Source organism: Paenibacillus sp. P4_A9 (genome assembly GCF_056402415.1).
This window is the reverse complement of record NZ_JBFUHL010000014.1, coordinates 1-25276: the sequence shown is the minus strand read 5'-3', so window position 1 is coordinate 25276 and position 25276 is coordinate 1. Positions and strand designations below refer to the sequence as shown.

17 protein-coding genes are annotated in these 25276 nt (G+C 47.5%); 16 read left to right on the top strand and 1 reads right to left on the bottom strand.

Annotated features, from left to right (window positions below):
- The first annotated feature begins 224 nt into the window (after positions 1-224).
- The 6 genes from AC1DVJ_RS12530 (at position 225) to AC1DVJ_RS12505 (ending at position 9732) form a co-directional block, all read left to right on the top strand.
- Positions 225-2810 carry a galactose-binding domain-containing protein gene (locus AC1DVJ_RS12530; RefSeq protein ID WP_477591139.1) on the top strand — a complete coding sequence of 862 codons (2586 nt, stop codon included), beginning with the start codon at positions 225-227 and terminating at the stop codon, positions 2808-2810.
- A gap of 194 nt (positions 2811-3004) precedes the next feature.
- On the top strand, positions 3005-3829 hold the full coding sequence (locus AC1DVJ_RS12525; protein ID WP_477591138.1) for a phytanoyl-CoA dioxygenase family protein: 825 nt from the start codon (positions 3005-3007) through the stop codon (positions 3827-3829).
- A gap of 102 nt (positions 3830-3931) precedes the next feature.
- Entirely contained in the window at positions 3932-4903 is a 972-nt protein-coding gene (locus AC1DVJ_RS12520; RefSeq protein ID WP_477591136.1) for an ROK family protein, read from the top strand.
- Between the two features lie 64 nt (positions 4904-4967).
- On the top strand, positions 4968-6143 hold the full coding sequence (nagA, locus tag AC1DVJ_RS12515) for an N-acetylglucosamine-6-phosphate deacetylase (protein ID WP_477591135.1): 1176 nt from the start codon (positions 4968-4970) through the stop codon (positions 6141-6143).
- Positions 6144-6329: 186 nt separating this feature from the next.
- A complete protein-coding gene (locus AC1DVJ_RS12510) occupies positions 6330-8078 on the top strand; it encodes a sensor histidine kinase (RefSeq protein WP_477591134.1) in 1749 nt (582 codons plus the stop codon).
- Between the two features lie 4 nt (positions 8079-8082).
- Positions 8083-9732 carry a response regulator gene (locus tag AC1DVJ_RS12505; protein WP_477591132.1) on the top strand — a complete coding sequence of 550 codons (1650 nt, stop codon included), beginning with the start codon at positions 8083-8085 and terminating at the stop codon, positions 9730-9732.
- 60 nt (positions 9733-9792) lie between these two features.
- On the opposite strand, the gene AC1DVJ_RS12500 is transcribed toward AC1DVJ_RS12505, so the two are convergent.
- Entirely contained in the window at positions 9793-11196 is a 1404-nt protein-coding gene (locus AC1DVJ_RS12500; protein WP_477591131.1) for a discoidin domain-containing protein, read from the bottom strand.
- Between the two features lie 236 nt (positions 11197-11432).
- On the opposite strand from AC1DVJ_RS12500, the gene AC1DVJ_RS12495 reads away from it, so the two are divergent.
- From AC1DVJ_RS12495 to AC1DVJ_RS12450, 10 genes are all read left to right on the top strand, one after another.
- Positions 11433-14372: a beta-galactosidase gene (locus AC1DVJ_RS12495; protein WP_477591129.1), complete on the top strand. Its 2940-nt coding sequence runs from the start codon at positions 11433-11435 to the stop codon at positions 14370-14372.
- Between the two features lie 133 nt (positions 14373-14505).
- Positions 14506-16038, top strand: coding sequence for an extracellular solute-binding protein (locus AC1DVJ_RS12490; RefSeq protein WP_477591128.1), 1533 nt, complete (start codon positions 14506-14508; stop codon positions 16036-16038).
- 65 nt (positions 16039-16103) lie between these two features.
- Positions 16104-17066, top strand: coding sequence for an ABC transporter permease (locus AC1DVJ_RS12485; RefSeq protein ID WP_477591126.1), 963 nt, complete (start codon positions 16104-16106; stop codon positions 17064-17066).
- Between the two features lie 12 nt (positions 17067-17078).
- Positions 17079-17957, top strand: coding sequence for a carbohydrate ABC transporter permease (locus tag AC1DVJ_RS12480; protein ID WP_477591124.1), 879 nt, complete (start codon positions 17079-17081; stop codon positions 17955-17957).
- Between the two features lie 27 nt (positions 17958-17984).
- The gene (locus AC1DVJ_RS12475; protein ID WP_477591122.1) at positions 17985-19610 is read left to right on the top strand and encodes an apiosidase-like domain-containing protein; all 1626 of its coding nucleotides are present in this window, start codon (positions 17985-17987) and stop codon (positions 19608-19610) included.
- A gap of 110 nt (positions 19611-19720) precedes the next feature.
- Positions 19721-20503 carry an aldo/keto reductase gene (locus AC1DVJ_RS12470; RefSeq protein WP_477591247.1) on the top strand — a complete coding sequence of 261 codons (783 nt, stop codon included), beginning with the start codon at positions 19721-19723 and terminating at the stop codon, positions 20501-20503.
- A 3-nt stretch (positions 20504-20506) separates the two neighbouring features.
- Positions 20507-21664: an alanine racemase gene (alr, locus tag AC1DVJ_RS12465; protein ID WP_477591121.1), complete on the top strand. Its 1158-nt coding sequence runs from the start codon at positions 20507-20509 to the stop codon at positions 21662-21664.
- Positions 21665-21718: 54 nt separating this feature from the next.
- Positions 21719-23023, top strand: a complete 1305-nt coding sequence (locus AC1DVJ_RS12460) for a Gfo/Idh/MocA family protein (protein ID WP_477591119.1) — start codon at positions 21719-21721, stop codon at positions 23021-23023.
- Complete coding sequence (locus tag AC1DVJ_RS12455) at positions 23005-24540, top strand: glycoside hydrolase family 31 protein (RefSeq protein ID WP_477591117.1); 1536 nt, start codon at positions 23005-23007, stop codon at positions 24538-24540. The genes AC1DVJ_RS12460 and AC1DVJ_RS12455 overlap by 19 nt, the downstream gene beginning before the upstream one ends.
- 212 nt (positions 24541-24752) lie before the next feature.
- Positions 24753-25276, top strand: a 524-nt coding sequence (locus AC1DVJ_RS12450) for a hypothetical protein (RefSeq protein ID WP_477591115.1), incomplete at its 3' end; no start/stop codon positions are given.

The window sequence follows — 25276 nt, the reverse complement described above, 5'->3', positions numbered from 1 at the left end:
CAGAACAAAGCGATAGGTTACAATCACTTTTCTCCTTAGGTGAATGTAGCCTATTTTGACATCCCGAGACCATGTTTGCATGGACGAAGTCAAAAGTTGTATAGATATGTAAAAAGGGGTTTATTACTAAGCCATATAGGAAGTGCTAGACTACGAATAAAGGAGGAGGGCAAACGGAGTTTACAATTCAATGAGGCTATTAAATAAAAATGGAGGTAAATCACATGACATGGTTAAAGAAGAGTTATTTATTATTCTTGATGGTTGCCATTATTCTATCTGCCATTTTCTCAAACAGTTTGACTGTAAAAGCCGCAGGCAAATCATTGTATGTAGCCCCTAACGGAAGCGACAGTTATACCCGCGATCAGAACGATATCAGTCACCCGTGGGCTACGCCTCTCAAAGCTTGGACTGAGGCACAAGCTGGAGATACGGTTAATTTCCGGACCGGAACATACGCGGTTACATCAACGATCTGGACCAAGTTTTATGGGTATAACGGGACGGCTGCAGAACCAATTACCTTTCGAAGTTATCCTGGCGAACAAGCAAAAATTGATGGGGGCACCCTTTCTGAAGTCATCAAAATTGAAAAAAGTTGGAACATCATTCAAGATTTAGAGTTTATAGGTGGCCATACCGTACTTAAGTTTGGGCAAGATCTTACAGTTAACGGCGGAATTGTCGAAAATAACTACGCTCATAATTATGTAGATGGCGATAATGTAGCATTTGTGTACGTAAATGGTCCTGCTTCTAATATTATAGTTAGAAATAACCGGATCGTCGGACCGGGGACTTCGGGCGTACATCTTAATACTGCGGGCATTATCGCATTCAGTGCCCAAGGACTGAAATTATTAAAAAACGAAATATCCAATGTACCAATAGGGATCTACTTTAAACACGGACAATTCCTTCCCTCATCTGATACAGGTATTGAAATCGCTTACAACTTTTTGCATGATACCAGTAGGTGGTCGATGTCTCTAAATACGGTGTATGGCTATATCCATGACAACCTGATCGGAAAGAATAACGCTGAGTTTAAGGTTAATGATTCGAACGGCGGCGCTAGAGGAGATAATAATACGATCACGCATAATACGTTTTATACTGGATCTATGAGTCTATATCCTGAAGATGGTGGGGCTTTAAATAATAGTGTACGTGACAATCTGTATATCGCTCCAACGCATGTCTATCAATATTCAGAAAGTACAACCTGGCAAACGAATACGTTTAATTATAATTTATACCCAACCGGAACCGCAGTTGTGAATAATCGAATTAATTATACGTTATCATCGTGGAAGACTTTTTCGGGGAAAGACAGTCAGTCGATAACTGGAGCACCGAGTTTCTCCAATGGTTCAGGTACGATGAATCTTATTACGGATTATTCCCTCACATCAGGTTCTGTTGGCAAAAGCGCGGCCAGTGATGGAAAAGATATGGGTGCAGATATCAGTCTTTTTGGATCCACAACACCCACGCCAACTCCAACAGCCACACCAACAGCTACTCCAACAGCTACTCCAACAGCTACTCCGACACCCACACCAACGCCTACACCACCACCGACACCCAATACAATCATTGTGAATGACAACACGATCGGAACTGGGAACAACCAGTTTGACTACACAGGTACCTGGGACTATTGGCCAGGAACTGGCAAGTACAATGATGACGACCATGCTTCGAGCATCACAAATAATTCTTATCAGGTACGTTTTTATGGAACACAAATCAAAGTCTATGCGGCAAAAGCGTCACACCATGGGATCATGGCCGTTTCTATAGATGGCGGAGCGGAGACTAACGTTGACGTGTATGCGGCAACTCGGACAGATCAGGCACTGTTGTATACCAGTCCGGTTCTGATCAACGGACAGCATACGCTTAAGGTAAGAGTGACAGGTACGAAAAACAGTAGTTCGACAGGATATTCCATAAGCTCCGATAGAGTGGATATAACAACGGCATCCGATGTATCCCCATTAACCATTTCGGCATCAACGGTAGGGGCTGAACTTGTAGGTGGTCTAGGCGTATACTCCTATGACGGAGACACAGGTACTCGGTGGACCAATGACGAAACAGTGGCAAATGCATGGATACGCTATGACCTGGGTTCGGTCAAAACAATAAAAGAACTTAAGTTGATGACGTATAACGGAGGAACAAGGACATATCCTGTAAAAGTTGAAGTCAGCAGTGACGGAACTTCCTATACACAGGTATGGAGTGGTTCAACGACATTGACCAGCGCGCTGCAAACCTTAGATGTTACTGATCTGAATGGGAGATATGTAAGGGTGTCCATGACAGCAGCAAACTCCCAAGGCTCTAACTGGTTCAGTATTTACGAAACGGAAGTGTGGGGAACCACATTCAGTACAGCAACTGTAAATGACAACACAATAGGAACGGGGAATAACCAGTTTGACTATACAGGTACTTGGGATTATTGGCCAGGAGCTGGCAAGTATAATGATGACGACCATGCTTCGAGCACCACAAATAATGATTATCAGGTACGTTTTTATGGAAATCAAATCAAAGTCTATGCAGCAAAAGCGTCGCACACTGGCATCATGGCCGTTTCGATAGATGGCGGAGCAGAAATCAATGTTGACACTTATGCGTCAACCAGAACAGATCAGGTGCTATTATATACCAGCCCAGTTCTGACGAACGGACAACATACGCTTAAGGTAAGAGTGACAGGTACCAAAAACAGCAGTTCAACAGGGTACACCATAAGCACCGATAAAGTGGATATAACAACGACAGGGACGTAATAACCAGTAAGTTCAACACTTGATCTACTGGCTTAGAAAAGATGATCAAAGTACAGCTTCCAAAACCACTGGGAGTTGTACTTTTTTTGTCGTGTGCGAAAGGAACCAAGTCGAAAGTGGTTTGGGTATGTAAAAAGGGGTTTATTACTAAGCCAAATAGGAAGTGCTAAACTACGAATAAAGGAGGAGTGCAAATGGAGTTTACAATGGATTTCTCTCAATTTGTCATGACGGAAGAGCAGAAGTTTGTATTTGACCTTAAGGGCTATCTGCTTATACCCGATGTGTTCAGCACTATACAAGTAGAAGCGATGAAGGATCAGGTCTATCAGTTGAAACACCCTGATAAAGCGAAAGGTGATGTTCCGGGAATTCCTGGAGGCGCCACGGAAGCTGTGTTCTCGAATCCCATAGTCAAGGGTGTGCTTAAGGAATTAATCGGACCGGATTTCCGGTTAGACAGCACATTTCTTGTGTGGAGAGAACGTGGAATGGGTCACAATCTTGGGCCGCATCAGGGTGGGCCGATGTCGAACCCTCATTTCCATTATCACTTTACCAATGGAAAAATCCGTGCGGGCATGGTTCGAATGGTCATTGAACTTAATCCAGTAAGTAAGGAAGACGGGGGTACTGTATTCTTGCCGGGTAGTCACAAAGCTAATTTCCCTATCCCCGAATCACTTCGTGAGAAAAAAGAGTATGAACCTCCCTTTGAAAGCTATGATGCTTCTCCAGGCTCAGTACTCTTTTTTAGTGAAAATACATGTCATGCGGGACCTATCTGGAAAAATCCGAATCACCCTCGCGTGTCGTTGTTTTTCTCTTTTGTCAATGTGGGTATGAGGTGGCACCGTGATAGTCATGTTTCACCAGAGGTTATAGCCAGTCTTGGACCGGAAGCACGCTGGTATTTCCGTGACGTATGGGCATGGGACAACATAGGAGGACGGTCGTCTGATGAACCGTCTAATCGTCTATTGATCAACAATGACGGCACTTTGACTGTATCCCCGTGACAACGGAAGTTTGCCCCGTCCGCTTTGGAGAATTCAGAGAGGTTATTAAATAACAATGGAGATAAATCACATGAAATGGTTACGTGAAAGGAAACCAAGTTTATGAGCGCTGACGTCATGCAAGTTTGGGTCGGTGTTGATATCGGCGGTACGAATACAGTGATTGGTTTGTTCGATAAGGATCGAAATATTATGGCGAAAACAACGATTTCGACCTTCGAAGGACAATCAACAGGACTCGTGAGAACGAACAATCCGCGCGAGTTTTACGACCGGCTAGCCAAATCGATTCGCACTTTGGCAGTCAAGTCCAACTGCGATGGACGAATCGTGAAAGTCGGAATCGGAGTTCCCGGCAGAATCGACATGGACCGAGGTATCGTCGAAGCTGCATCCAATCTGGAATGGTATGATATTCCACTAGCAGCGGAAATGAGCAGTAGACTCGGTGTACCCGTATTGATAGAAAACGATGTACGCGCTTATGCACTCGGCGAGGCGATCGCCGGAGCGGGTAAGGGATACCGCAACATCGTATGTTTAACGCTTGGCACCGGGCTTGCTGCCGGACTAATCGTGGATGGCCGGATCGTAAGAGGCGGCAGATGGAATGCTGGTGAGATTGGGCATGAACCCGTAGAAGGCATTCCGTATCCATGTAATTGCGGCAATACGGGTTGTCTGGAGACGGTGGCCTCAGCTACCGGCATTGTCCGACTCGCCAAGGAGGCGGTCCTAGCGGGAGAAGTTACTTCACTTGCTCTCGGTGGCAGTGTGCATCAATTGACCGCCCTTGATGTGTACCGCGCCAGCATGCAGGGGGATCCTGTCGCTTGCGGGATTTTCAACAGGGTAGGTACTCTGCTAGGACGTAAATTGCTTTCAGTGCTGTATATTCTTGACCCTGATATCGTTATTATTGGCGGTGGCGTAGCAGCGGCTGGTGAAATTCTACTTGCTCCGATACGCACGGTATTGGAAAACGGTTATTTTAGCAAGAAATCTAGCCCGCCCGTTTGTGTCGGACTGCTCGGTGACAGTGCTGGGCTGCACGGCGCCATACAGCTGCTTTGACTCTTATGAGAGTGTTACATCGAGTGCGAGTGACGAATTGAAATTCGATGGAGGCTAAGTTTAAATGAATGCTATTCGTGAAAGAATCGCTAGACTAGCGTATATAAATGCAACTATTTACACATCGCAAGGCGTTCTGAATCGTGGACGCATGATCATCAGCGGTGACGGGAGTATCATAGCTGTAGGCGGGGAGGAACTTGCGCTGCCTAACGGCACGGATACGATTGATTTGGCAGGATATGCAGTGCTGCCTGGATTTATCGATGTGCACGTGCATGGCGGCGGCGGTTACCAAATGATGGATGGCAACTACGAGAGTCTGGACGGCATGAGCCGTTTTCATGCACAGCACGGAACGACCTCCTTTTTGGCGACAACGGACACCGATTCAGCAGAACGCATCAGCACGGCGCTCTCGCATGCAGCAGACGCGATAAAGCGCAGTGTCGGAGGCGCCGAATTGCTTGGCATCCACCTGGAAGGTCCTTACATTAACTTAAAGCGGTGCGGTGCTCAAAATCAAGAAAACATTCGCCTCCCGGATCTTGCTGAAATGGAACGGTTTCATGCGTCCGCGGACCATTCAATCAAGCTTGTAACGATTGCACCCGAGGTAGAGGGCGCAATGGACATGGTTCGCTGGCTTGTCGGACGCGGTATTACCGTATCGATCGGACATTCGGACGCCACGTTTGAACAAGTATACGAAGCGGTGGAGTATGGGGCTTGCCATACAACCCATCATTTTAACGGTATGAGCCCACTTCATCATAGGGAACCTGGCGTGGCGGGGGCGGGGCTGATGCTACCTGAGTTGACCACCGAACTGATCGCTGACGGTATCCATGTCCATCCAGCAGTGGCCAAATTCCTGTTTGAGACAAAAGGCGCCAACAGGGTTTGCCTGGTCACAGATGCAGTAGGATGTGCCGGCATGCCGGACGGCATTTACGGTCACGTCAAGATGGAGGACGGGGAAGTGCTTTTGCTTGACGGGACTAGTTTAGCCGGTAGTTCATTGACCATGATCAAAGCCTTTCGAAACATGCTCGATTTCACGGGACTGCAGCCGGAGGAGATATTGCCTTCATTGACGGAGGTACCTGCCCGGCAAATCGGCGCCTACGAACGCAAAGGTTCGATAGCTGTCGGCAAAGACGCCGATTTTGTTATCGTCGATAAGCTTTGGGAGGTTCAAGCGACTTACGTGAAAGGAAACAAAGTTTATGAGCGCTGACTGGAAAATGCATGGATACGTTACGCTAAAATCGTTCATCATTGGAACGATTTTTTGTTTTCTCATCCGTATGTAATAATAGGTTTGTATAAGTAGATATTGGTTTGTTTCGTCCCATTGTATAATGAGATATCTTAAAATACACGGCTAATTGGCAAGATCGCCTGTTGAAGAGAGGAATCCAGGATGCTTCGAATTCCCTATGTGTCGATACTTTCTAAGCTAATGATCATTTTCCTACTTATTATTACGATTTTATATGGCTTGAATTTTGCCGTGAATGAGATGGGCGTTAGGAAAAATCGAGAAGAGCTAACGAAATCACTCATTAGTTCGGTGCAATCCATCAATAAAATATGGGAAACCGATATCCAACGGATATCCACGGCGCTCAGGCAAAGTGCGGTCGAAATTGCCGTTCTGAATGCAGAAACGCCTGGCTACCCCACAGATGATGTAGAACGGGTAAGCATGGTCATGAATATCCGCAAGCAGCTGGATTATGTTCAGCGGACAAGCCGGTTTATTAGGCTTACGACCGCTTATTTGCCGAATCTGAGGGGAACGTTATCTGTTGAGAATTTGGTTCCTTCCATAAACATGACTGATTTCCAAGGGCTTCAGAAAAAGACAGCGGATAGTCCCTTCGTGTACTACGATAACCGGTTATACATGAGCGTCCCTTATACGAATACAAGTTCCAGCAACCAACAAACAATGGATGAATTATTCATCCTAGCCGCGGAGCTATACCCGGATCAGATTAGCCTTATTCTGGACAATATTATAGGCTACAAGGGCAGTGGCGCTTTCATTTTTAATCCGAGTCAAGGATGGGAAATAGGTGGAATCCGAAACTCCAAGATGAGTGAATCCTTGAAGCAGCTCGTACTGAGGCAAGATTTCTCCAAAAAGACCAGTGCAACCGCAATGATCACGTTGGATAGCCAAAAGCAATTCGTAGTCATGGAATATTCCCCGACCTATGACACGATTGTAGTGACTCACATCCCAGAGGAAGAGCTCTATGTTTCGCTGAAAACGTATTATTTTCTATTTCTCGCGATGTCGATTATTTCCCTGGTTGTGGTGGTGGCGTTCCTGCTATGGAGCTATAGAATTGTACATAAGCCCCTTAGGACCTTGTTAGGCGCCTTTCGTAAGGTAGAGACTGGGAAGTTTGACTTCTCTATTCCATATGAAGGAAAAGACAATGAATTCGGTTACTTATTCAAACGCTTCAATACGATGACGCAAAATTTGAATGTGCTGATTGAGGAAGTGTACGAACAGAAGATTCGTAGCCAACGTTCAGAGCTGAAGCGACTGCAATCTCAGATCAATCCGCATTTTCTATACAATAACTTCTTCGTACTCTCTCGATTGATTAGTAGAGGGGATCAGGAGAATGCTACTAGATTCTCTACGTATCTGGGGCACTACTTTCAGTTCGTAACCCGGGATGCCGAGGAAGAGATTTCATTAGAGCAAGAGGTCCAACATGCAAGAACGTATGTCGATATTCAATCCGTCTGTTACAGCGGGCTTGTGGCTATTTCATTTGCCGAGGTACCCGATGAGCTGAAAGGCAAGCTTGTCCCGAGACTTATTATTCAACCTGTCATCGAGAATTGCTACAAATATGTATTCCAACATGTGTTAGGACGCGGCAAGTTGAACATTGATTTTGTTGCGATGCCTGGGAGTATGTCTATTGTTGTGGAGGATAGCGGAAACGAGCTTGCGGATGCCGCCATCGAGAAGCTTCATAAGAGCTTGGCGGATGCTTCGGACGGCACTGCTGAGAGCACAGGACTCATTAACGTACACCGTCGTATTCAGATTAAATATGGGAACGAATCAGGTATTTACGTCAGCCGGAGCGAATTAGGCGGGCTGCGTGTAGAAATAAAAGTACGGATAAGTGAGGACTGATACCATGCACAGGCTGCTGATTGTAGATGACATGCCGATCATCGTAGATGGATTAGCCGAAATGTTTGAGGAGCAGGAAGCGTGTGAGTTGGAGATCTATAAGGCTTATTCGGTACCGCAGGCATTGGAGATTCTCGAGAAGACCAAGATTGATATTGTGCTCTCTGACATCATGATGCCCGTCAAGACGGGTATCGATTTATTGAAAGAAATTCGGGTGCTCTGGCCAAGAAGCAAGGTTATTTTCCTAACCGGATTTAATGATTTCAACTATGCGAGAGAGACGTATTCGCTAGGGGCCTTCGACTACATATTGAAGACGGAAGGCGATGCCAAAATTCAGGATTCGGTATCGAGGGCGATTCTTTCCTTGCAATCCGAGCTGGAAGCGGAATTTCTGAATCACAAGACAAAGCATCAGTTCAAACTGGCCATCCATTCTTTGCAGAAGCAGTACTTGTACGAAATGGCAGAAGGAAAGTGGTCGGTTAGCGCCTTGAGAGAGCAATTCGAGCAATTGGAGATGCCGTACAATCATGAAGCTCCGATCTTCATCGCTTTAGCTAGGCTGGACGGTTGGAAGCAGTCCCTTAATCCGTCTGATCGGATGCTGTTACTGGATGCGGCCCAGAATGTGATGGATGAATACTTTCGGGATACCGTCGTGCTGAGGACCATTGTTTACAATCGGGTGCAAATGCTTTGCGTGTTTCAACTCCGAAATCAGGAGCAAGAGGGCTTCGCGGAGAATCGGGCACCACTGTATATTTACGGTATGCTCGAGTCGGTTCAGGATACTTGCAAGAGCTTGCTCCAGCTGGAAGTTTCCTTTCTCTTAGGAGCAGCGTCTATGGAATGGCGTTCTTTATCCGACAGCTTCCACCGCTTGGAGCTATTGGCTGAGCAGGGTCTTGGCTTAACGCCAGGGATGCTGTTAACCGATAGCGAGCTGGAGCAGATGAACTTAGATGAAGGGGAAGGGCAAGAGGATCGAACGGCGATTCCTTTTCAATTTCGTCCGGGTCAATACAGTGGGTTGATCGATTTGTTGCAGAATGGTCAGCAAATGGAGTTCATGCATCTGTACCGTGAACTGTGTGAGCATACCCGGAATGCTGTGTCCATACCTGCCCACTTGGAGATCTATCACTTCTTATCTTCCATGTTCATTACCTACATGAATCGCATGCAGCTTTTCACAGATCTGTCAGCGATGATGAACGTAGATAAGCTATTCGGTTATGACCCCAAACGCCGTTGGGAGGAGTATCTGAATTTCTTTGAGCAGCTGGCCGACACGGTCTTCACATCATCATCTTCCAATCTATCGGAGCGCACGAATCGGATTGTTCGTGAGATTGAGGTCTATATCGAGGAGAAGCTTAGCAGTGATCTGTCCTTAACTAAGCTTGGCGAGCATCTCCATATAAACCCCTCCTACTTGTCCCGATTATTCAAGCAGTTGTCGGGACATAAGCTGTCTGATTATATTGCGGAGGTTAGATTGAGAAAATCCAAGGAACTGCTGCGAACACCTATGAAAATCCATGAGATTGCAGAGGAGGTTGGATATTTGTCGGGCATCGCTTTCGCCCGGTTTTTCAAGAAATATACGAGTATGACACCGCAGGAATATCGTGATAAATCGTTATAAAACAAGTAGGGCTGCCCAGTAGGTCTAAGAAGACCTACTGGGACAGCCCTTCCTGTATGTTTACTTGTAAATGCGTTGCGTGCTGATGACGAAGTTGTCATAGTAGCGCTCGATGGCTACGGTTGGTGCGGTATTATTGTAGTTCTCCAGCATGACCGAGTTGATGCCGTAAGCATTGTAGCTGCCTAGGAAATTCAAATTCGTAGAGCTCGCTTGCAGAACGTCATCAATCCAGTATTCCATTACGCCATCGGATTGGCCAGCTGTATTAAGCTTCAAATGCACTTCTACGCTTTGCCACTTGTTCAAGTTAGGAGAGACGAAGAACGCTTGCGTACCTTGCTTCTTACCCAGCCAAGAAAGATTGGCGAAATCGTTGTATTGCGTGGTGACCAACGTACCTGCAGCATCTGTGCCGCGTGCTGGATCCATCGATAAGTAGTTATTATCCGGCGCAGCGGACCATACATGCCCGATCATCGCTTGGGCCCAGTTAGCGTTTGAGAATACCGTTCCGCGTGTCAGCTTCTGACCAGAGCCCACTACCCAATTGGAGCTGGTCTTGACATAGAAACGCCAATAAATTTCCCGGTAATCTGTTGTGGAGCCGGCGACTGGGTTGATGTAGGAGGACGGAGTCCGTCCGAAGGCGATCTTCAGATTTCCTGCGTCACTATTTCCTGGTGTCCATGTCGCTTTCATCCCTTGTGAGCTGGAGGTTCCGGCACTTGCGGTTAGAACGAACTTAGTTGGAGATTGATACTCGAAGTAGGAGCTTAACCGGTTGACTTCAAAGTCATCGCACCAAATCCAGCCAGTACCAGGAGTGTTGCATTCTTGGACAGGTGGGGAGCCAGGTGGCGGCGTAGGTGTTGGAGTTGGGGTTGCAGATGCGTTGTCCCCCCAGACTTCAATTTCCAAAAGTCGTGCATCTGTATTGCCTGCTACATTCACCCCGTCTGTAATGTACATCCGAATCTTGGTAGTGGTCACAGCTGTAAAGGTGAAATCATTATATTGGCCAACAAATCCATCCTGTGTATTGTTCGTTACACTAGCACCGGGGATGTCAACCCATGTACTTCCATTCCAGCTCTGCATCTTGAACGTATAAATTTGATAGCCAGTGCCGACTCCGTTCGCCTTGCCGCTCCAAACCTTGATGTTGCTGATCGACTTGGATGAAGCCCAATCGAGCTGGAACCAGTGCGGTTCTGCTGTGTTCGTGGATACCCATCGGCTAGCGTCCGCATTCTTGATCCCGTCAACCGCCTTATCCTTCGTATAAGTGCCGCTTGTCGTATCAACCGATAAGGTAGCCGATGGCGCCAAATTAGTGACGGCTGCCCTCACCTTGCCCATTCCTGTGAAAAACGAGCCGAACACAACTGCGAGCAATAGGGCTATGAGGATTATTTTCCACAGCCCATCCCTCCACACTTTCCCTTGATGCATGATTCCCATTAAATCACTCCTTCTATGAACTTGTTATACAGGATACTGTATACAACAAAAACATAACTGAAAATGGAATATTATGTATATAAACTATTTTTGTCATTTGTAAACCAAGCTCTACTAAAGTAAAAAGTAGTTTGTTGGCGTAAAGAACCGTTAGTACCGGAAGTAAGCGGCTTCCATGTACAATCGGCTTAGGCATCCTAGCCTGCATGATAGAGATAGTAGGAGGAGAGCGAGACATGATGACGCATTTGCTAGAGGATTTTGTGCAAGGGAGTACGGTTTGGACCGGCAACTTGGACAAAGGGATGGGGAAGCTTCCAAATGAAATACTTGGAGGAGCGATCCGAGGTATCGCAGAAACAGTTGGATTAGAAGCGGATTGGAGCGGGTACCAGTCCTTGCAATTTATGATTTACAACCCTTGGGATCGCGTAGCGATTGGTGGAATTGAGCTGCTTGACCAGCAATCATTAGCAAGTCCAGACCGTGAATTTGGCGATGTAGTGGACAGAGGCAGGGCCTTGATGCTTGGCGAAGGGTTGACACATGTGATCATTCAGATTGCGCCAATCCAGACCCAGCGCGGGGACCGCATGTTGAATTTGCAACAAATCGCAAAGGTAGTGCTTCGCATGCCAGAGCCCCGGATTGGGGAAGAACCAATATCCATTGCTTCCCTACGGCTGTCTGATCAGCGAAAAGAGGTGGATAGCCACGCATGCGTTCAGCCAGGCGACTCCATCATTTTCTTGAAGCATCTGGATATTTACTGCTATACGTATGAGCCGGAAAACTATGTCGATCCTGTAGAGGTAGTCCAACTGAAGGAGGAGCTGGAACGCGAGCTGGAGCGGTTGGTGAAGGTAATCGAGATTGCTGAGATCAATGGGAAGCAGACACATTATGCTCGTGCAGCCAAGCTTACGGCTGATATAGCCCTCAAGCTGCGGCCTATGCTTGCTTGGCACTTCGCACCTCAAGCCAAGCTGCGTAACATGCAAGGGGCCATGGTCGAGGTGATCAAGCAAAGGACGATCCTTGAGCATTTCACCAGTTCGAAGAAGTTCGAGGATGACGAGGATGACGCCAATGTGCCGCTGTCGCTTGTGAAGCCCATTCCGGATTTCAAGTCGCTAACTATTAAAGGAAATGCTTATGTAGATGCATCAGAGACCCCAGTCTTGATCTGTTCAGTAAGCTATCATAATGATGGAGCCTTGATGCAGTTTTTCTCACCCGAGCAGCATAAAACCGAGATTTTCGCCGTAGGGGGCGGTTCCCGTTACGATATCGAGTGGTCCCCGGTTTATGAAGCGTTCCATCGCCATGAAGACACGAAACGGGTGGGTTGGAAGGGCTGGTGCGGTCACCTGATTAAGGATCAGTGGGCCATGGGCGGTCGGAAGGAAAATGTGATTATTTGCTTGGAGAACGAGCATATCCTGAAAGCCATCGATCAGTATAATGCTGAACATGCCCCTGGGTGGCTGAGCATGCCTAATCTGATGTATATCATCCTGGGATATGAATTAACTTACATGTGTTATTGCAATACTTCGATAGCGCGGTACAGGGAATGGTTGCAGGAGCGTCATGGCAGCTTGGATCGATTGAATGAATGTTGGAGCACGCAGTATGAAGCGTTCAGCGAGATCGTACCGCCTCCGACCCATGGATTCGCACCAAGCCTTGACGTTAACCGAGCCACATGGCTGGATTGGACCAATTGGAATACAAGAAGATTTACAGACCACCTGATTCGGACGAAAGCGTCGATCCGTAAGTTTCACCCGACGATTCCAATCTGTGCCGGTGGCACTCATAGCATGATGAGTCCGGATAACGGGACGACTGGCATCGATGAGGAACTGATCATTAATGAAGTAGACGATGTGATTCTGCACGAGGGCAATGATCTCCTTAGCATCGATCTTCTCCGCGCATTGGCGGATAGTCCGAAGCCTATGGTAGATCCTGAGCAGGAGGGGGATAGCTCTCGATGGCTGCTCAACTATTTGCATGGCAAAACTTCAATCTCGAAGTTCTGGTGGCCGAAGCAGCCGTCACGTCAATTTCCGATGAGTACGATGAACTCGCCCGCGCATGGGGATTTGTCCTCAGAGAAGGTGGCTGAGATGCTCTATACCGCTCTTGACGTCCGCAGATTGAATAAGGAGATCACAGCGTTCTGGGACATGCCCAAAGAGGTAGCGATTCTGTATTCGAAGACGAATATGCTTCAAGTGCCGCCTGAACTACTGCGTGCTGATTCGACACCTTACTTAACTTCGTTGCGCAGCTGCTATGCTTCAGCTCGTTCCTTGGATACGAGTGTCACCTTCATAAGCGAGAGGCAGCTAGTCAATGGGATCGCTCCAAGATACAAGCTGATCGTCTTACCTGCTGCCAAGTATATGCCTGAGGAAGTGTTCGCTTCGCTTGATCGTTATGTGCGCGCAGGAGGACATGTCTTGGTGCTACCGGAGTCGCTCATAGGCGATGAGTATTGTCGTCCGCAGAGCTACTTGCAGCAGTGGGGCATTCGGATTATGGAGACGATAGCTCCGGATATCGCCCATTATGGCGAGTTGGAGCAGCGCTATGATCAGAATTTACAGCGGACGGTCTATTATGAGAATGGCACGGATGCTGAAGCGGCTGAGTTTGCAACATTTTTTCAAACGCTAGGGCGGCTGTCTTACTCTGGGTTAATCCAAAGAGTCGAACTCATTCAAGGGGAGAGTATGGTTCGGGACCGTGAGGGACGGACGATGTTATCCAAGCATGAAATCGGTCTTGGAAAGGTATGGTATGCGGCTGGGACACCGTCTGATGAATCACTTATGGAACTCTTGGATGAGCTGTACGATATCGCTGAGGTAGATCGTCCGCTGCGGGTTACAGATATGGAAGGCAAACGTGTGGTAGGCTTAGAGGCTCGACTCGTTCGCCGTAAGCATGAAGATCTGGTGTATGTGGCCAATGAGAGCGGGGGGACCGTCTCCTTCCAGCTGCATACAAACCGATCCTGTCAGAGGATCCGGGAATTGCGCTCTTCGAAGGAATATGCTGTTCCAGTCGGCACAATTGCGCACAAGGACACACAGCTGTTCTCGCTGCAAGAAGATCCTTCCATCCGAATCCGAGCGCAATCCATTCATTTTCAAGAAAATTGAACTAATTCAGAAATAAGTAAAGATTGGTTAGGATTTGTCATAACTGAATTGTTTAAATGGATCAGGGATCAACCCTATAATTAAGGAGTCAAGTCTTAACGAAAACTTAAATTTAAAAGGGGAGTGTAAGCAAATGAAAAAGATTTCTACGATCTTAGCTGCAACCTTGCTAACCGGTGTACTCGCGGCGTGTAGCGATTCCACACCAGAATCCACATCAGCAGGCAGCGCGACACCAGCAGGCAGCACGACACCTAAGTCCACGAACACACAGCCAGCCACACTCAGCATGATGGTACAGAATCATCCCGCACAACCATTGAAAGATGACTGGGCAATCTGGCAAGTGTTCGAGAAGTCCGCTAACACGAAGCTGAAGGTTTCAGGTTACCAAGGCAACTGGTGGGAATCGATCCCGCTCATTATCGCCTCGAATGAAATGCCCGATATCATGTGGATGTCCGGCTACTCCTTCGTGCAGAAGTTCGGTGGTGGCGGCGCGCTCGTCAACTATCTAGATCATTTAGACAAAATGCCTAATTTCAAGAAGTGGATGGAGACGCACCCGGTTGAATCCAAGCTGCCGCTCAATAACGAAGGAAAACTATTCTTGACACCTACGGCTGGGGCAACATCACCAGTAGGCAACGGGATCATGCTCTATCGCGACGATATCTTCAAGAAGAACAACCTGAAGGCACCCGCTACCTTCGATGAGCTTTATACGGTCTTGAAGGATCTGAAAAAGCTGTATCCGGACAGTACACCATGGGTTTGGCAGAAAGGCTTGGCAACCCTGAATTATATTTCCCCGAGCTGGGATACGCGTCACGGCTATTATTTCAATGAGCAAACCAAAGCTTGGACTTACGGCCCAAGTGAAGATAGCTACCGTAAGATGATCGAATATTTGAATAAGCTGTACGCGGAAAAGCTGGTGCCGACCGAGTTCCTATCACTCGACAGCAAGCAGCGTGACGATTTCATCGCCAATAGCAAGGGCTTCATTTTCAATGGTTACTTAAGTAATCTAGATAACTTTAACACTAACGTACGCAAGACAACGCCTGAGTTTACAATGGCGCATATGGCTCCTCCTAAAGGACCAACAGGCAAAGCGTTCCATGGAACATCGTCTTACTACGATGAAGGTCTGACGGTATCATCGACATCTAAGAATCTCGACGCTGCCTTGAAGCTGATTGACTGGATGTATACAGATCAAGCCAAAGAAGTGTTGAGCTGGGGATTGGAAGGCGTAACGTATTCGAAGACGAATGGCACGAAGAAGTTCATGCCAGAAATTACAACGACTGCGATTGCAGCTAAAAATTACGGTCTAGGCAGCTCTGGTACGAAGGTTTGGGTAGATGAAGAAGCTGGAATGTCCCTGATGTCTGCAGAGACGAAGACGGCATTAAGCGAAGCAGTCAAGTTCGCAGGGCCAAGTCCGTTACTGCCAGCATTCAACAATGCTGAACAAGAGATCGTGAACCTGAAGGGCGAAGCTATCAACAAGTACATGGAAGAAAATATCTCCAAATTCATTATTGGCAGCCGTCCACTTAGTGAATGGCCTCAATATGTGGAAGGTCTGCAAAAGCTAGGTTTGGGTGATGTGGTCAAGATGTATACGAATGCTGATGCACGCGTGAAAAAGAAATAATCTTGGAGAGTAACCCTCCCTCTTGATGAGGGAGGGCATTCTATTACTGGTAGGGGCTGAGCCTGATGAACAACACAGAGATCCAAGCTGCTAAGCGAAGTCATCTAGCAGCTGCAAGTGATCGCAAATCATTTATGAAGCGACTCAAGGATGCGAAATACTTGCTTATCCTTTTTGCACCGGCAATGGTGTTCTATCTCTTGTTCGATTACCTGCCGATGTTCGGGCTCGTGATCGCTTTCAAGGACTATAATGCATTCAAGGGCATCTGGGCAAGTGAATGGGTAGGATTTAAATATTTCTCTTATTTCTTCCAAAATCCAGATTTTCTAGTATTGCTTAAGAATACACTTCTGCTTGGGTTCTACAGTATCTTATTCGGATTCCCAGCACCTATCTTGCTAGCATTGCTTATTAATGAACTTCGTTCCACAATATTCAAACGCTTCGTGCAGACAGTAAGTTATTTGCCCCATTTCATCTCAAATGTCATTATGGTGAGCATGATTATTATGTTCTTATCGCCAACAAGCGGATTGATTAATCAGATCGTAGAATGGTTTGGAGGGGATGCGATCTATTTTCTCTCGAAGCCTGAATATTTCCGGACGATCTTCGTTACATCGGGGATTTGGCAGGGGGTAGGATGGGGAACCATTATTTATTTAGCTGCCTTGTCAGCCATAGATCCTCATTTATATGAAGCGGCAGAGATGGACGGGGCTGGACGTTGGAAAAAGATGTGGCATGTTACCCTTCCTGGCATTGTTCCCGTTATCTTCATTCTCTTAATTCTGAATGTGGGCAGTCTAATGTCTACTAGTTTCGAGAAAGTGTACTTACTCTATAATCCTCTTATTTACTCAACAGCAGATATTTTCTCGACGTATACGTATCGTGTTGGTTTGCTGCAAGGGAACTTCAGTTATTCAACGGCTATTGGGATGTTCAATGGCATTACTAGCTTCATTTTGCTGTATTTGGCTAATTTTGCAGCGAAAAAAATCAAACAGGTCAGCCTGTGGTAGGGAGTGAGAATGATGAAGCGCACTAGATTCAGCTTGTTCGACGCCATCAATATCTTCATCATGTTGTGCCTTATCTTCATCACTCTGTATCCCTTCATATATTTAATCAACGTATCCCTGAGCAGTGAAGTCTATGTGCTGCAGAACCGGGTATCCTTCTGGCCGAGGGGATTCACTACACAGTGGTATGAGCTGGTTTTTCACGATAAGAAAATATGGATCGGATATCGCAATACAATACTTTATGTCGTACTAGGTACTTTGATCTCCTTGACGGTTACCTCGATGGCCGCTTATGCCCTCTCCAAGAAGAAAATGATCTTCGGAAAGCAATTCACGCTTGCCATCATCTTCACGATCTTGTTCAGTGGAGGTATGATTCCATCTTACTTAGTTGCTAAGGAACTGGGGATCGTCAATTCGATTTGGGCGATGGTGCTTCCTGGGGCGGTAAATACGTTTCACCTGCTGATCTTCCGTACCTTCTTCGAGGGCATTCCGGAAGAATTGGAGGATGCGGGCCGAATGGACGGGTTGAATGATATTGGATTATTCACCCGGATCGTCGCTCCTCTATCGAAGCCAGTTTATGCTTCTATTGGATTGTTCGTAGCCGTAGGGATCTGGAACAATTTTTATAGCGCGCTGCTCTATCTTAGGAACCCGGACTTATTGCCCTTACAGGTCATCCTGCGGGACTTAATTATTGCCGGTTCGAACGCCGATTCGATCGCATCCACAGCTGCGGCCAAATCAGGTTCCGAGACCATTGTAGTCGAGTCATTGAAATATGCCACGATTATAGTCAGTACGTTGCCGATCCTACTGGTGTATCCATTCCTGCAAAAGTACTTCGTGAAGGGCGTTATGATTGGATCCGTAAAAGGGTAGGGACGTTCAGGAGGGTGGAAGATAAGGATGATTCTGGCTCAAGGGATTCGAAATCAGATTGCCGAGTGGTCATATGTAACCGTACAAACGTATCAAGACCCGTTMAATGAGATTGAGCTGGATGTGTTGCTTACGGATGAAGAGGGGAAACATTGGACAGTACCGGCTTTCTGGACAGGAGACAGTGAATGGAGACTTCGGTTCACACCTCCGTCTGAGGGCCGTTACTTGTTCCGGTCGATCTGCTCGGATAGGAATAATCGCCAGCTGCATGGTGTAGATGGGATGCTTGAGGTTTCGAGCGATGATGCCCATCTGAGCCCGTTGTTTCGGCGCGGAGCCATTCAAGTTAGCACCAATGGTCGATATTTTGAGCATGCGGACGGTACGCCATTCTTATGGCTGGCGGATACATGGTATACATGCTTGACGAAGCGCATGGATTACCCAGGTATGCTAGAAACGCTAGTAGCGGATCGAGTGGAAAAGGGATTCTCCGTCGTTGAAATGAGTATTGGACTGGGCCCCGAGACCCCGGCCTTCGATCCGAGAGATGAGAACGAAGCCGGGTATCCATGGGAAGATGACTTCACTAGCATCAGACCCGCATACTTCGACGAAGCCGACCGCAAGATTCAGTACATTGTGGAGTCCGGTCTCGTACCCTGCCTCATCGGTTCATGGGGATATTACCTGAAATGGATGGGAACCGAGAAGATGAAGCGGCATTGGCGTTACTTAATCGCTCGCTATGGGGGGTATCCCCTATTCTGGTGTCTCGCCGGTGAGTGCAACATGCCGTTCTATGGGAGCAAGCAGCCGGAGCGAGGTCAGGATGTCGCCATGCTGAAGCGAGAATGGACGAATGTGGCCGATTATGTGCGTCGTACCGACCCTTATAGGCACCCCTTGACCACACATTCTAACGCATTTCACTCGTCGCGAAGTCAGCTTGAAGACGGCTCGCTGTTGGATTTTGAATTGCCTCAGGCAGGACACGGTGATACAGGACGATATGCGGAGCTGCATCTAGCCGCACGGCATTATATCAATATTATAGGCGCGAAGCCTTCTGTACCGGTTATTAGTGCAGAAGCGTTCTATGAAGGCATTATGGGCCGAAACTTCGCGGATGTGCAGCGGTTTCTATTCTGGAGCAGCCTGATGTCTGGGTCGGCAGGGCATACGTATGGCACGATTGCTGTAGCGTTGACCAATTCGGAGAATGGCACATTCGGACCTCATCCTAGCGGTACCATGTGGGATGATCATATATGGGAGCAGGCCATTCACTTCTTAGGCTCGGCGCATGTTGGCGCGGGGAAGCGAATTCTGGAGCGGTTTGATTGGTGGAGATTGGAGCCTAGTCAAGCGTTAATTGAGCCCCGTGCTGGGTCTGAAGAATACTTTAACCCATACTGCGCTGTGATTCCGGGGCAAGCGATTCTGCTCTATGTTCCGATTCTGTTAACCCCTTGGAACGATCCTGTGCGAGTAAGTGGGCTAGATCCCCAGCTGCTGTACCGAGCCAGTTTTATCGATCCTCGGAATGGCTGTTCCCATATCATCGGTGACATTCGCCCAGACGATGAGGGATTATGGGTATTGCCTGTACCGCCTGTAATGCTTGACTGGGTTGTAGTTCTGGAGTAAGTGGATAGATGTTGAAGGAATACGGACATACAGATTAGGCATGCGATGCCTAAGATGAGGAGGTTCTATAGTTGCAAAAGCGCAGTGTGACCTTGAACAATGGGGTAGAGATGCCGTTGCTAGGGCTTGGTGTCTGGCAGGCTGGTAACGGCGAGGAATTGGAGCAAGCGATAGTTAGCGCTGCAGAGTACGGGTATCGCAGTATTGATACCGCATCTGTATACGGCAATGAAGAAGGGGTGGGCCGGGCTATTCAGAAGACTGGCATTCCACGCGAACAGTTCTTCGTCACCACGAAGCTGTGGAATATTGACCATGGTTATGATTCGACATTGAAGGCTTTTGAGAAGAGTCGTGAGAGGCTTGGATTGGATTATGTCGATTTATATTTGATCCATTGGCCAGTTATGGGGATGAATAGGGACACTTGGTGTGCAATGGAGCAGCTGTATGAAGAGGGCAAGGTGCGGGCGATCGGCGTCAGTAACTTTCTGGAGCACCACTTGTTGGAATTGATGGAGACGAGTCGCATTCAACCTGCAGTCAATCAAATCGAGTATCACCCGAGTTTAGCTTCCAATAACCTGCACCTATTCTGCAAGCAGCACTTCATTCAGCTGGAGGCTTACAGTCCTTTAATGCGAGGCCGCTTGATGGATCATCCATTGTTGTTGAAGCTGGCTAGCCGTTACGGGAAAAGTGTCGCTCAGATCATATTGCGTTGGGTTGTGCAACAAGATATCGTAACGGTTCCTAAATCGATCTCCCCTGTTCGCATACGAGAAAATGCCGATATCTTCGACTTCGAACTAAGTGAGGAAGACATGGTGCTTATGGCCGAATTGAACGTTAATCAACGTGTTAGCGCTCACCCGGATCATAGGAATTTTTAAGATATGAACGATATTCCTAAGATTGGTTTCCGAAATACGTGGGCTGAAGTTTCACTACATGCCATTTCTCATAATGTTAGCTTATTCAGATCTCATCTGCACAGCTCTTGTCGTCTAATGGCTGTAGTGAAAGCCGATGGCTATGGGCATGGTGCCGTTGAGGTAGCACGAGCAGCCATTCAGGCAGGTGCCCATTGGCTAGGTGTAGCCTTTCTTGACGAAGCCCTGCAGCTTAGAAATGCTGGAATTGACCATCCTATTCTCGTTCTAGGATGTACGCCAACTCGTTCCTTAGAGATCGCTGTGACACATCGAATTTCGTTAACCGTTTTTTCTGAGCAAAGCTTAGATGAACTGATTGCGGTGACTGCACGATTAAGCCAGCCCGCGCGAATTCATATCAAAGTGGATACGGGAATGTCGCGATTAGGCTGCACCAGCAAAGAAGAAGTATTGTCCCTAAGTCTTAAAGCGAGGTCAAGCCCCTATGTGCGTGTGGAGGGCATCTTTACGCATTTCGCAAATGCGGATAGTAAAGATTGCGCTCGAACCCGTCACCAATTTGAACGCTTCACGTCCGTTATCGACTATCTCGAACAACATCAAATTCAAATCCCTCTTAAACACTGCTGTAACAGTGCCGCAACCATTCAATTTCCGGAGATGCATCTGGACATGGTGCGAGTAGGCATTAGCTTATACGGGTTATTACCCTCAGATGAAGTCAACCATCCTTTAACCGATGAATTCCAAAAGGCCATGCAATTCAAATCGTCTATAGCATCCTTAAAACAAGTGGGAACTGATGAATGGATCAGCTACGGGTGTACGGCTCGAACCGAGCAACACTCCCTGATTGCCACTATGCCTGCAGGTTATGCAGATGGACTTTCACGGCTTCTGTCTAATAAAGGATTTGTTCTTGTGAGGGGACAGAGGGTGCCCATTGTCGGACGTGTATGCATGGATCAAACGATGCTAGATGTAACTACTGTTCCGAATGTACAACTTGACGACGAGGTTGTCTTATTTGGTCAGTCGCAAGGAGCCCATCTCTCCATGGATGAAATGGCTTCTTGGATCAACACGATCAATTATGAAGTTGTTTGCTCAGTGGGAAAAAGAGTTCCCCGTATTTATGAAAGGGGCCCTCTATGCTAGATCTCCCACCGCAAGCTTCATAACAAAATGACTAGGATGAAGGAGACCATATAGATGAAAGCAGCTTTAATAGGAGCGGGCAGCAGAGGCATGTTCGCTTATGGCGCTTATGCGTCAAAACATCCCAACGAAATTCAATTTATCGCCGTTGCTGATCCGAATGAAGAAAGAAGAACTCATTTTGCAAAATTGCATGAAATTCCGTTAGAACAACAATATGTCCACTGGGATGATTTCCTAACAAAACCGAAACAATGCGACACGCTATTCATTTGTACGCAGGATGCCGATCACTATGAACCGGCTATGAAGGCCATGCAAGCAGGCTATGATATCGTATTGGAAAAACCGATGTCGCCGGATCCGCTCGAGACGCTTCGATTGGCGGAAGAAGCCGAACATTTGAATCGTGGACTTACGGTATGTCACGTGCTTAGATACGATCTCTATTTCAATACATTGAAGAAGTTGGTGGACCGGAAAGAAATCGGTGATATTGTCTCCATTCAATGGAGTGAGAATATTGGATATTGGCATTTCGCGCACAGCTTTGTTAGAGGCAACTGGCGGAATTCAAGCTCTTCCAGTGCCATGATATTGGCCAAGTGCTGTCATGATCTCGATCTGCTTCAATGGCTGGCAGGGGGGCAATGCGAGTCCGTCTCTTCCTTCGGTGACTTAAGTTATTTCCGTGAGCGCCATGCTCCGTTAGGATCTACCGAACGATGCACGGATGGTTGCGCGGTTGAGCCTGAGTGTCCTTATTCCGCGCTCAAACTTTACTACAATGAAAATAACAGTTGGCCTCAGGATGTTGTTTCGTTACAGAACGATCTGCCGACCCGGTGGAAAGCTCTACAGGAAGGTCCTTATGGTAAATGTGTGTTTCGTTGTGATAATGATGTTGTGGATCATCAAGCCGTTAATATGCAGTTCGACAACGGGGTAACCGTCAGCTTCAATATTTCCGCCTTTTCGAGCGAAATCACGCGTACTTTCAAGATTATGGGCACGTTGGGGGAAATTACGGGACATCGCAAAAGCGGAGAGTTAGAGATGGTCCTTTTCAACGGACACAGAGAGCGTATCGTGCCGGCCAGTGTGGATGGGGGGCACGGTGGGGCAGATACCATGCTCATGCGAGAAATCGTTAGGCGTAATCACCATCAAAGCGGTCAGTCTGAACCATCGCGGTCTTCCGGCATGATCTCTGCTGAGAGCCACCTGATTGCCTTTGCTGCAGAACAGTCACGTCTGACGGGGCAGACCATCCGAATGAACGAGTTTGTAGATCAACTACGACAGCAAAACATAGGTGATGCGGTGGATGGAGTGGGAGCATGGAAGAAACAGAAATAAGCCTTAAGCTATTGCCTAACGAATATTGGTGGGGTGGTAGAGCTTCGGATGGACAGCACATGCCCTATGCGGACCATGAGTTCCAGGCAAGCTTGAACGGCGATTTATTAGCCAACCAAGCTTGTCCGCTGCTCCTATCCAACAAAGGAAGGTATCTTTGGAGCGAGGAACCATTCGTCTTTTCTACTCAAGACAGAGTACTGAATGTGAAGAGCGTCTGTGGTGCCTCACTCTATTTCAGTGATCAGCATCTCGATCTTCGCGGAGCTTTTTTGGCGGCGTCGAAGACCCATTTTCCTCCCGCTGGCCTTATGCCGGAACGTCTGCTGTTCACAGCCCCACAATATAACCTATGGATCGAACTTTTGTACTCCCCTACCCAAGAGAAGGTATTACAATATGCACGGCATGTTTTGGAGCATGGGATGGACCCGGGAGTCATCATGATCGATGATAATTGGCATGAACCTTATGGGACATGGGAATTCCATTCCGGTCGATTCCCCGATCCGAAAGCGATGGTAGATGAACTGCACCTGCTGGGATTTAAAATCATGCTGTGGGTTTGCCCATTTGTGAGCCCGGACAGCCTTACGTTCCGGCAATTGGAACCAACTGGATTTTTACTGAAGGATCATAGCAATCAAATCGCAATTCGAAAATGGTGGAATGGGTATAGCGCCGTCCTCGACTGTACGCATCAAGGTGCGGTTGATTGGATCCATTTGAAATTACGTTTTCTGCAAGAGCAGTATGGAATTGACGGCTTCAAATTCGATGCTGGGGATCCTAATTTCTACGACGAAAGTGATTGGAGTGCAGCTCCATGTCATCCCAATGCTCATTGTGAGGCCTGGGCTAAAGTCGGTTTGCCTTATGCGTTGAATGAATTTCGAGCTTGCTGGAAGTTGGCAGGACAACCCTTGGTTCAGCGATTAAAGGACAAGAAGCATTCCTGGGAGGGAGACGGATTAGGGGCCTTGATTCCAGATGCGTTAGCTCAAGGTTTACTTGGGTACTCATTTATATGCCCTGATATGATTGGTGGAGGCGAATATATTCAATTCACTTCAGTTGAAAATAGCTTGGATGCGGAATTGTTTGTCCGTTATGCCCAGTGTTCGGCTCTGTTCCCGATGATGCAATTTTCCGCAGCTCCATGGCGGGTGTTAGATCCAGAGTATTTGGGTTATTGCAGGGATGCGGCCAAACTACATGTGAGGCTCGGTCCTGAGATTGTCGAAATTGCTGAGCATTCTGCAAGGACAGGGGAACCGATTCTGCGTCATTTAGCCTATGAATTTCCCAGTCAAGACTATGAACAAGTGTCTGATCAATTTCTGCTCGGCAGTCATTTGATGGCAGCTCCAATCGTGAATAAGGGACAACGCAGGCGCAATGTCTTCATTCCACCAGGTGAATGGCTGGGTGATGACGGTGCAATTGTAGTGGGTCCGACTACGATAGAAATTGATGTCCCTATTTCACGACTGCCTTGGTATCGAAGAGTGGATTGAGTTTATTGTTTAACCCAGCTTCGACGTTACTGAAGCTGGGAATTTTGCTTTCGTCCAGTGCAGACCTCTACCTAAATTGAGCCTGTTTCTCAATGTCAACATTGGTTAGGAATAGTAACAAATGATTTATTTAAGGCATCGTAGGGCTAATTCTATAATTAAGGCGTCCAGTCTCGTAAACTTACATTTGAATGAAAGAGGAGAGAGGTCCCTTGAGACATGTTCCAGGCATTCCGCAATTGTACAGTCGAATATTCATTTTAGTAATGGTGGCTTTGCTACTGGCGTCTGCCAGTCCATTTCCATTCGCTGCGAAACCAGTTGCAGCAGCCGAGGAACCAATTGCCGGCTCAGGAGCCGGTCTAGTCACGCAGGAGTGCAGCAATAAGCAAGCGGGGTGGATTTGGTGCGATGATTTCGAAAGCGACCGGTTGAGCTCGTACTTCGAATATCAGAACACGAGTAAGTTCGTGCGTGCGGATGGCGCAGGGGTATCCGGCTCTAAAGGGATGAAGGCGACCTGGTCGGCCGGCAGCGGCGATGCAGGCAACCTGAAGGTAGCGTTCGGTCGGACACCGGATGCCTATCTCAAGGCCGTAGATGAGGGAACCGAGAAGTACCGGGAGATCTATTGGCGGTTCTACGTGAAGAACGGCCCTACTTGGACAGCGACCGGGGCGCAGAAGCTGTCGCGAGCGACCATCATGGCAAGCGCGGACTGGAAGCAGGCCATGAT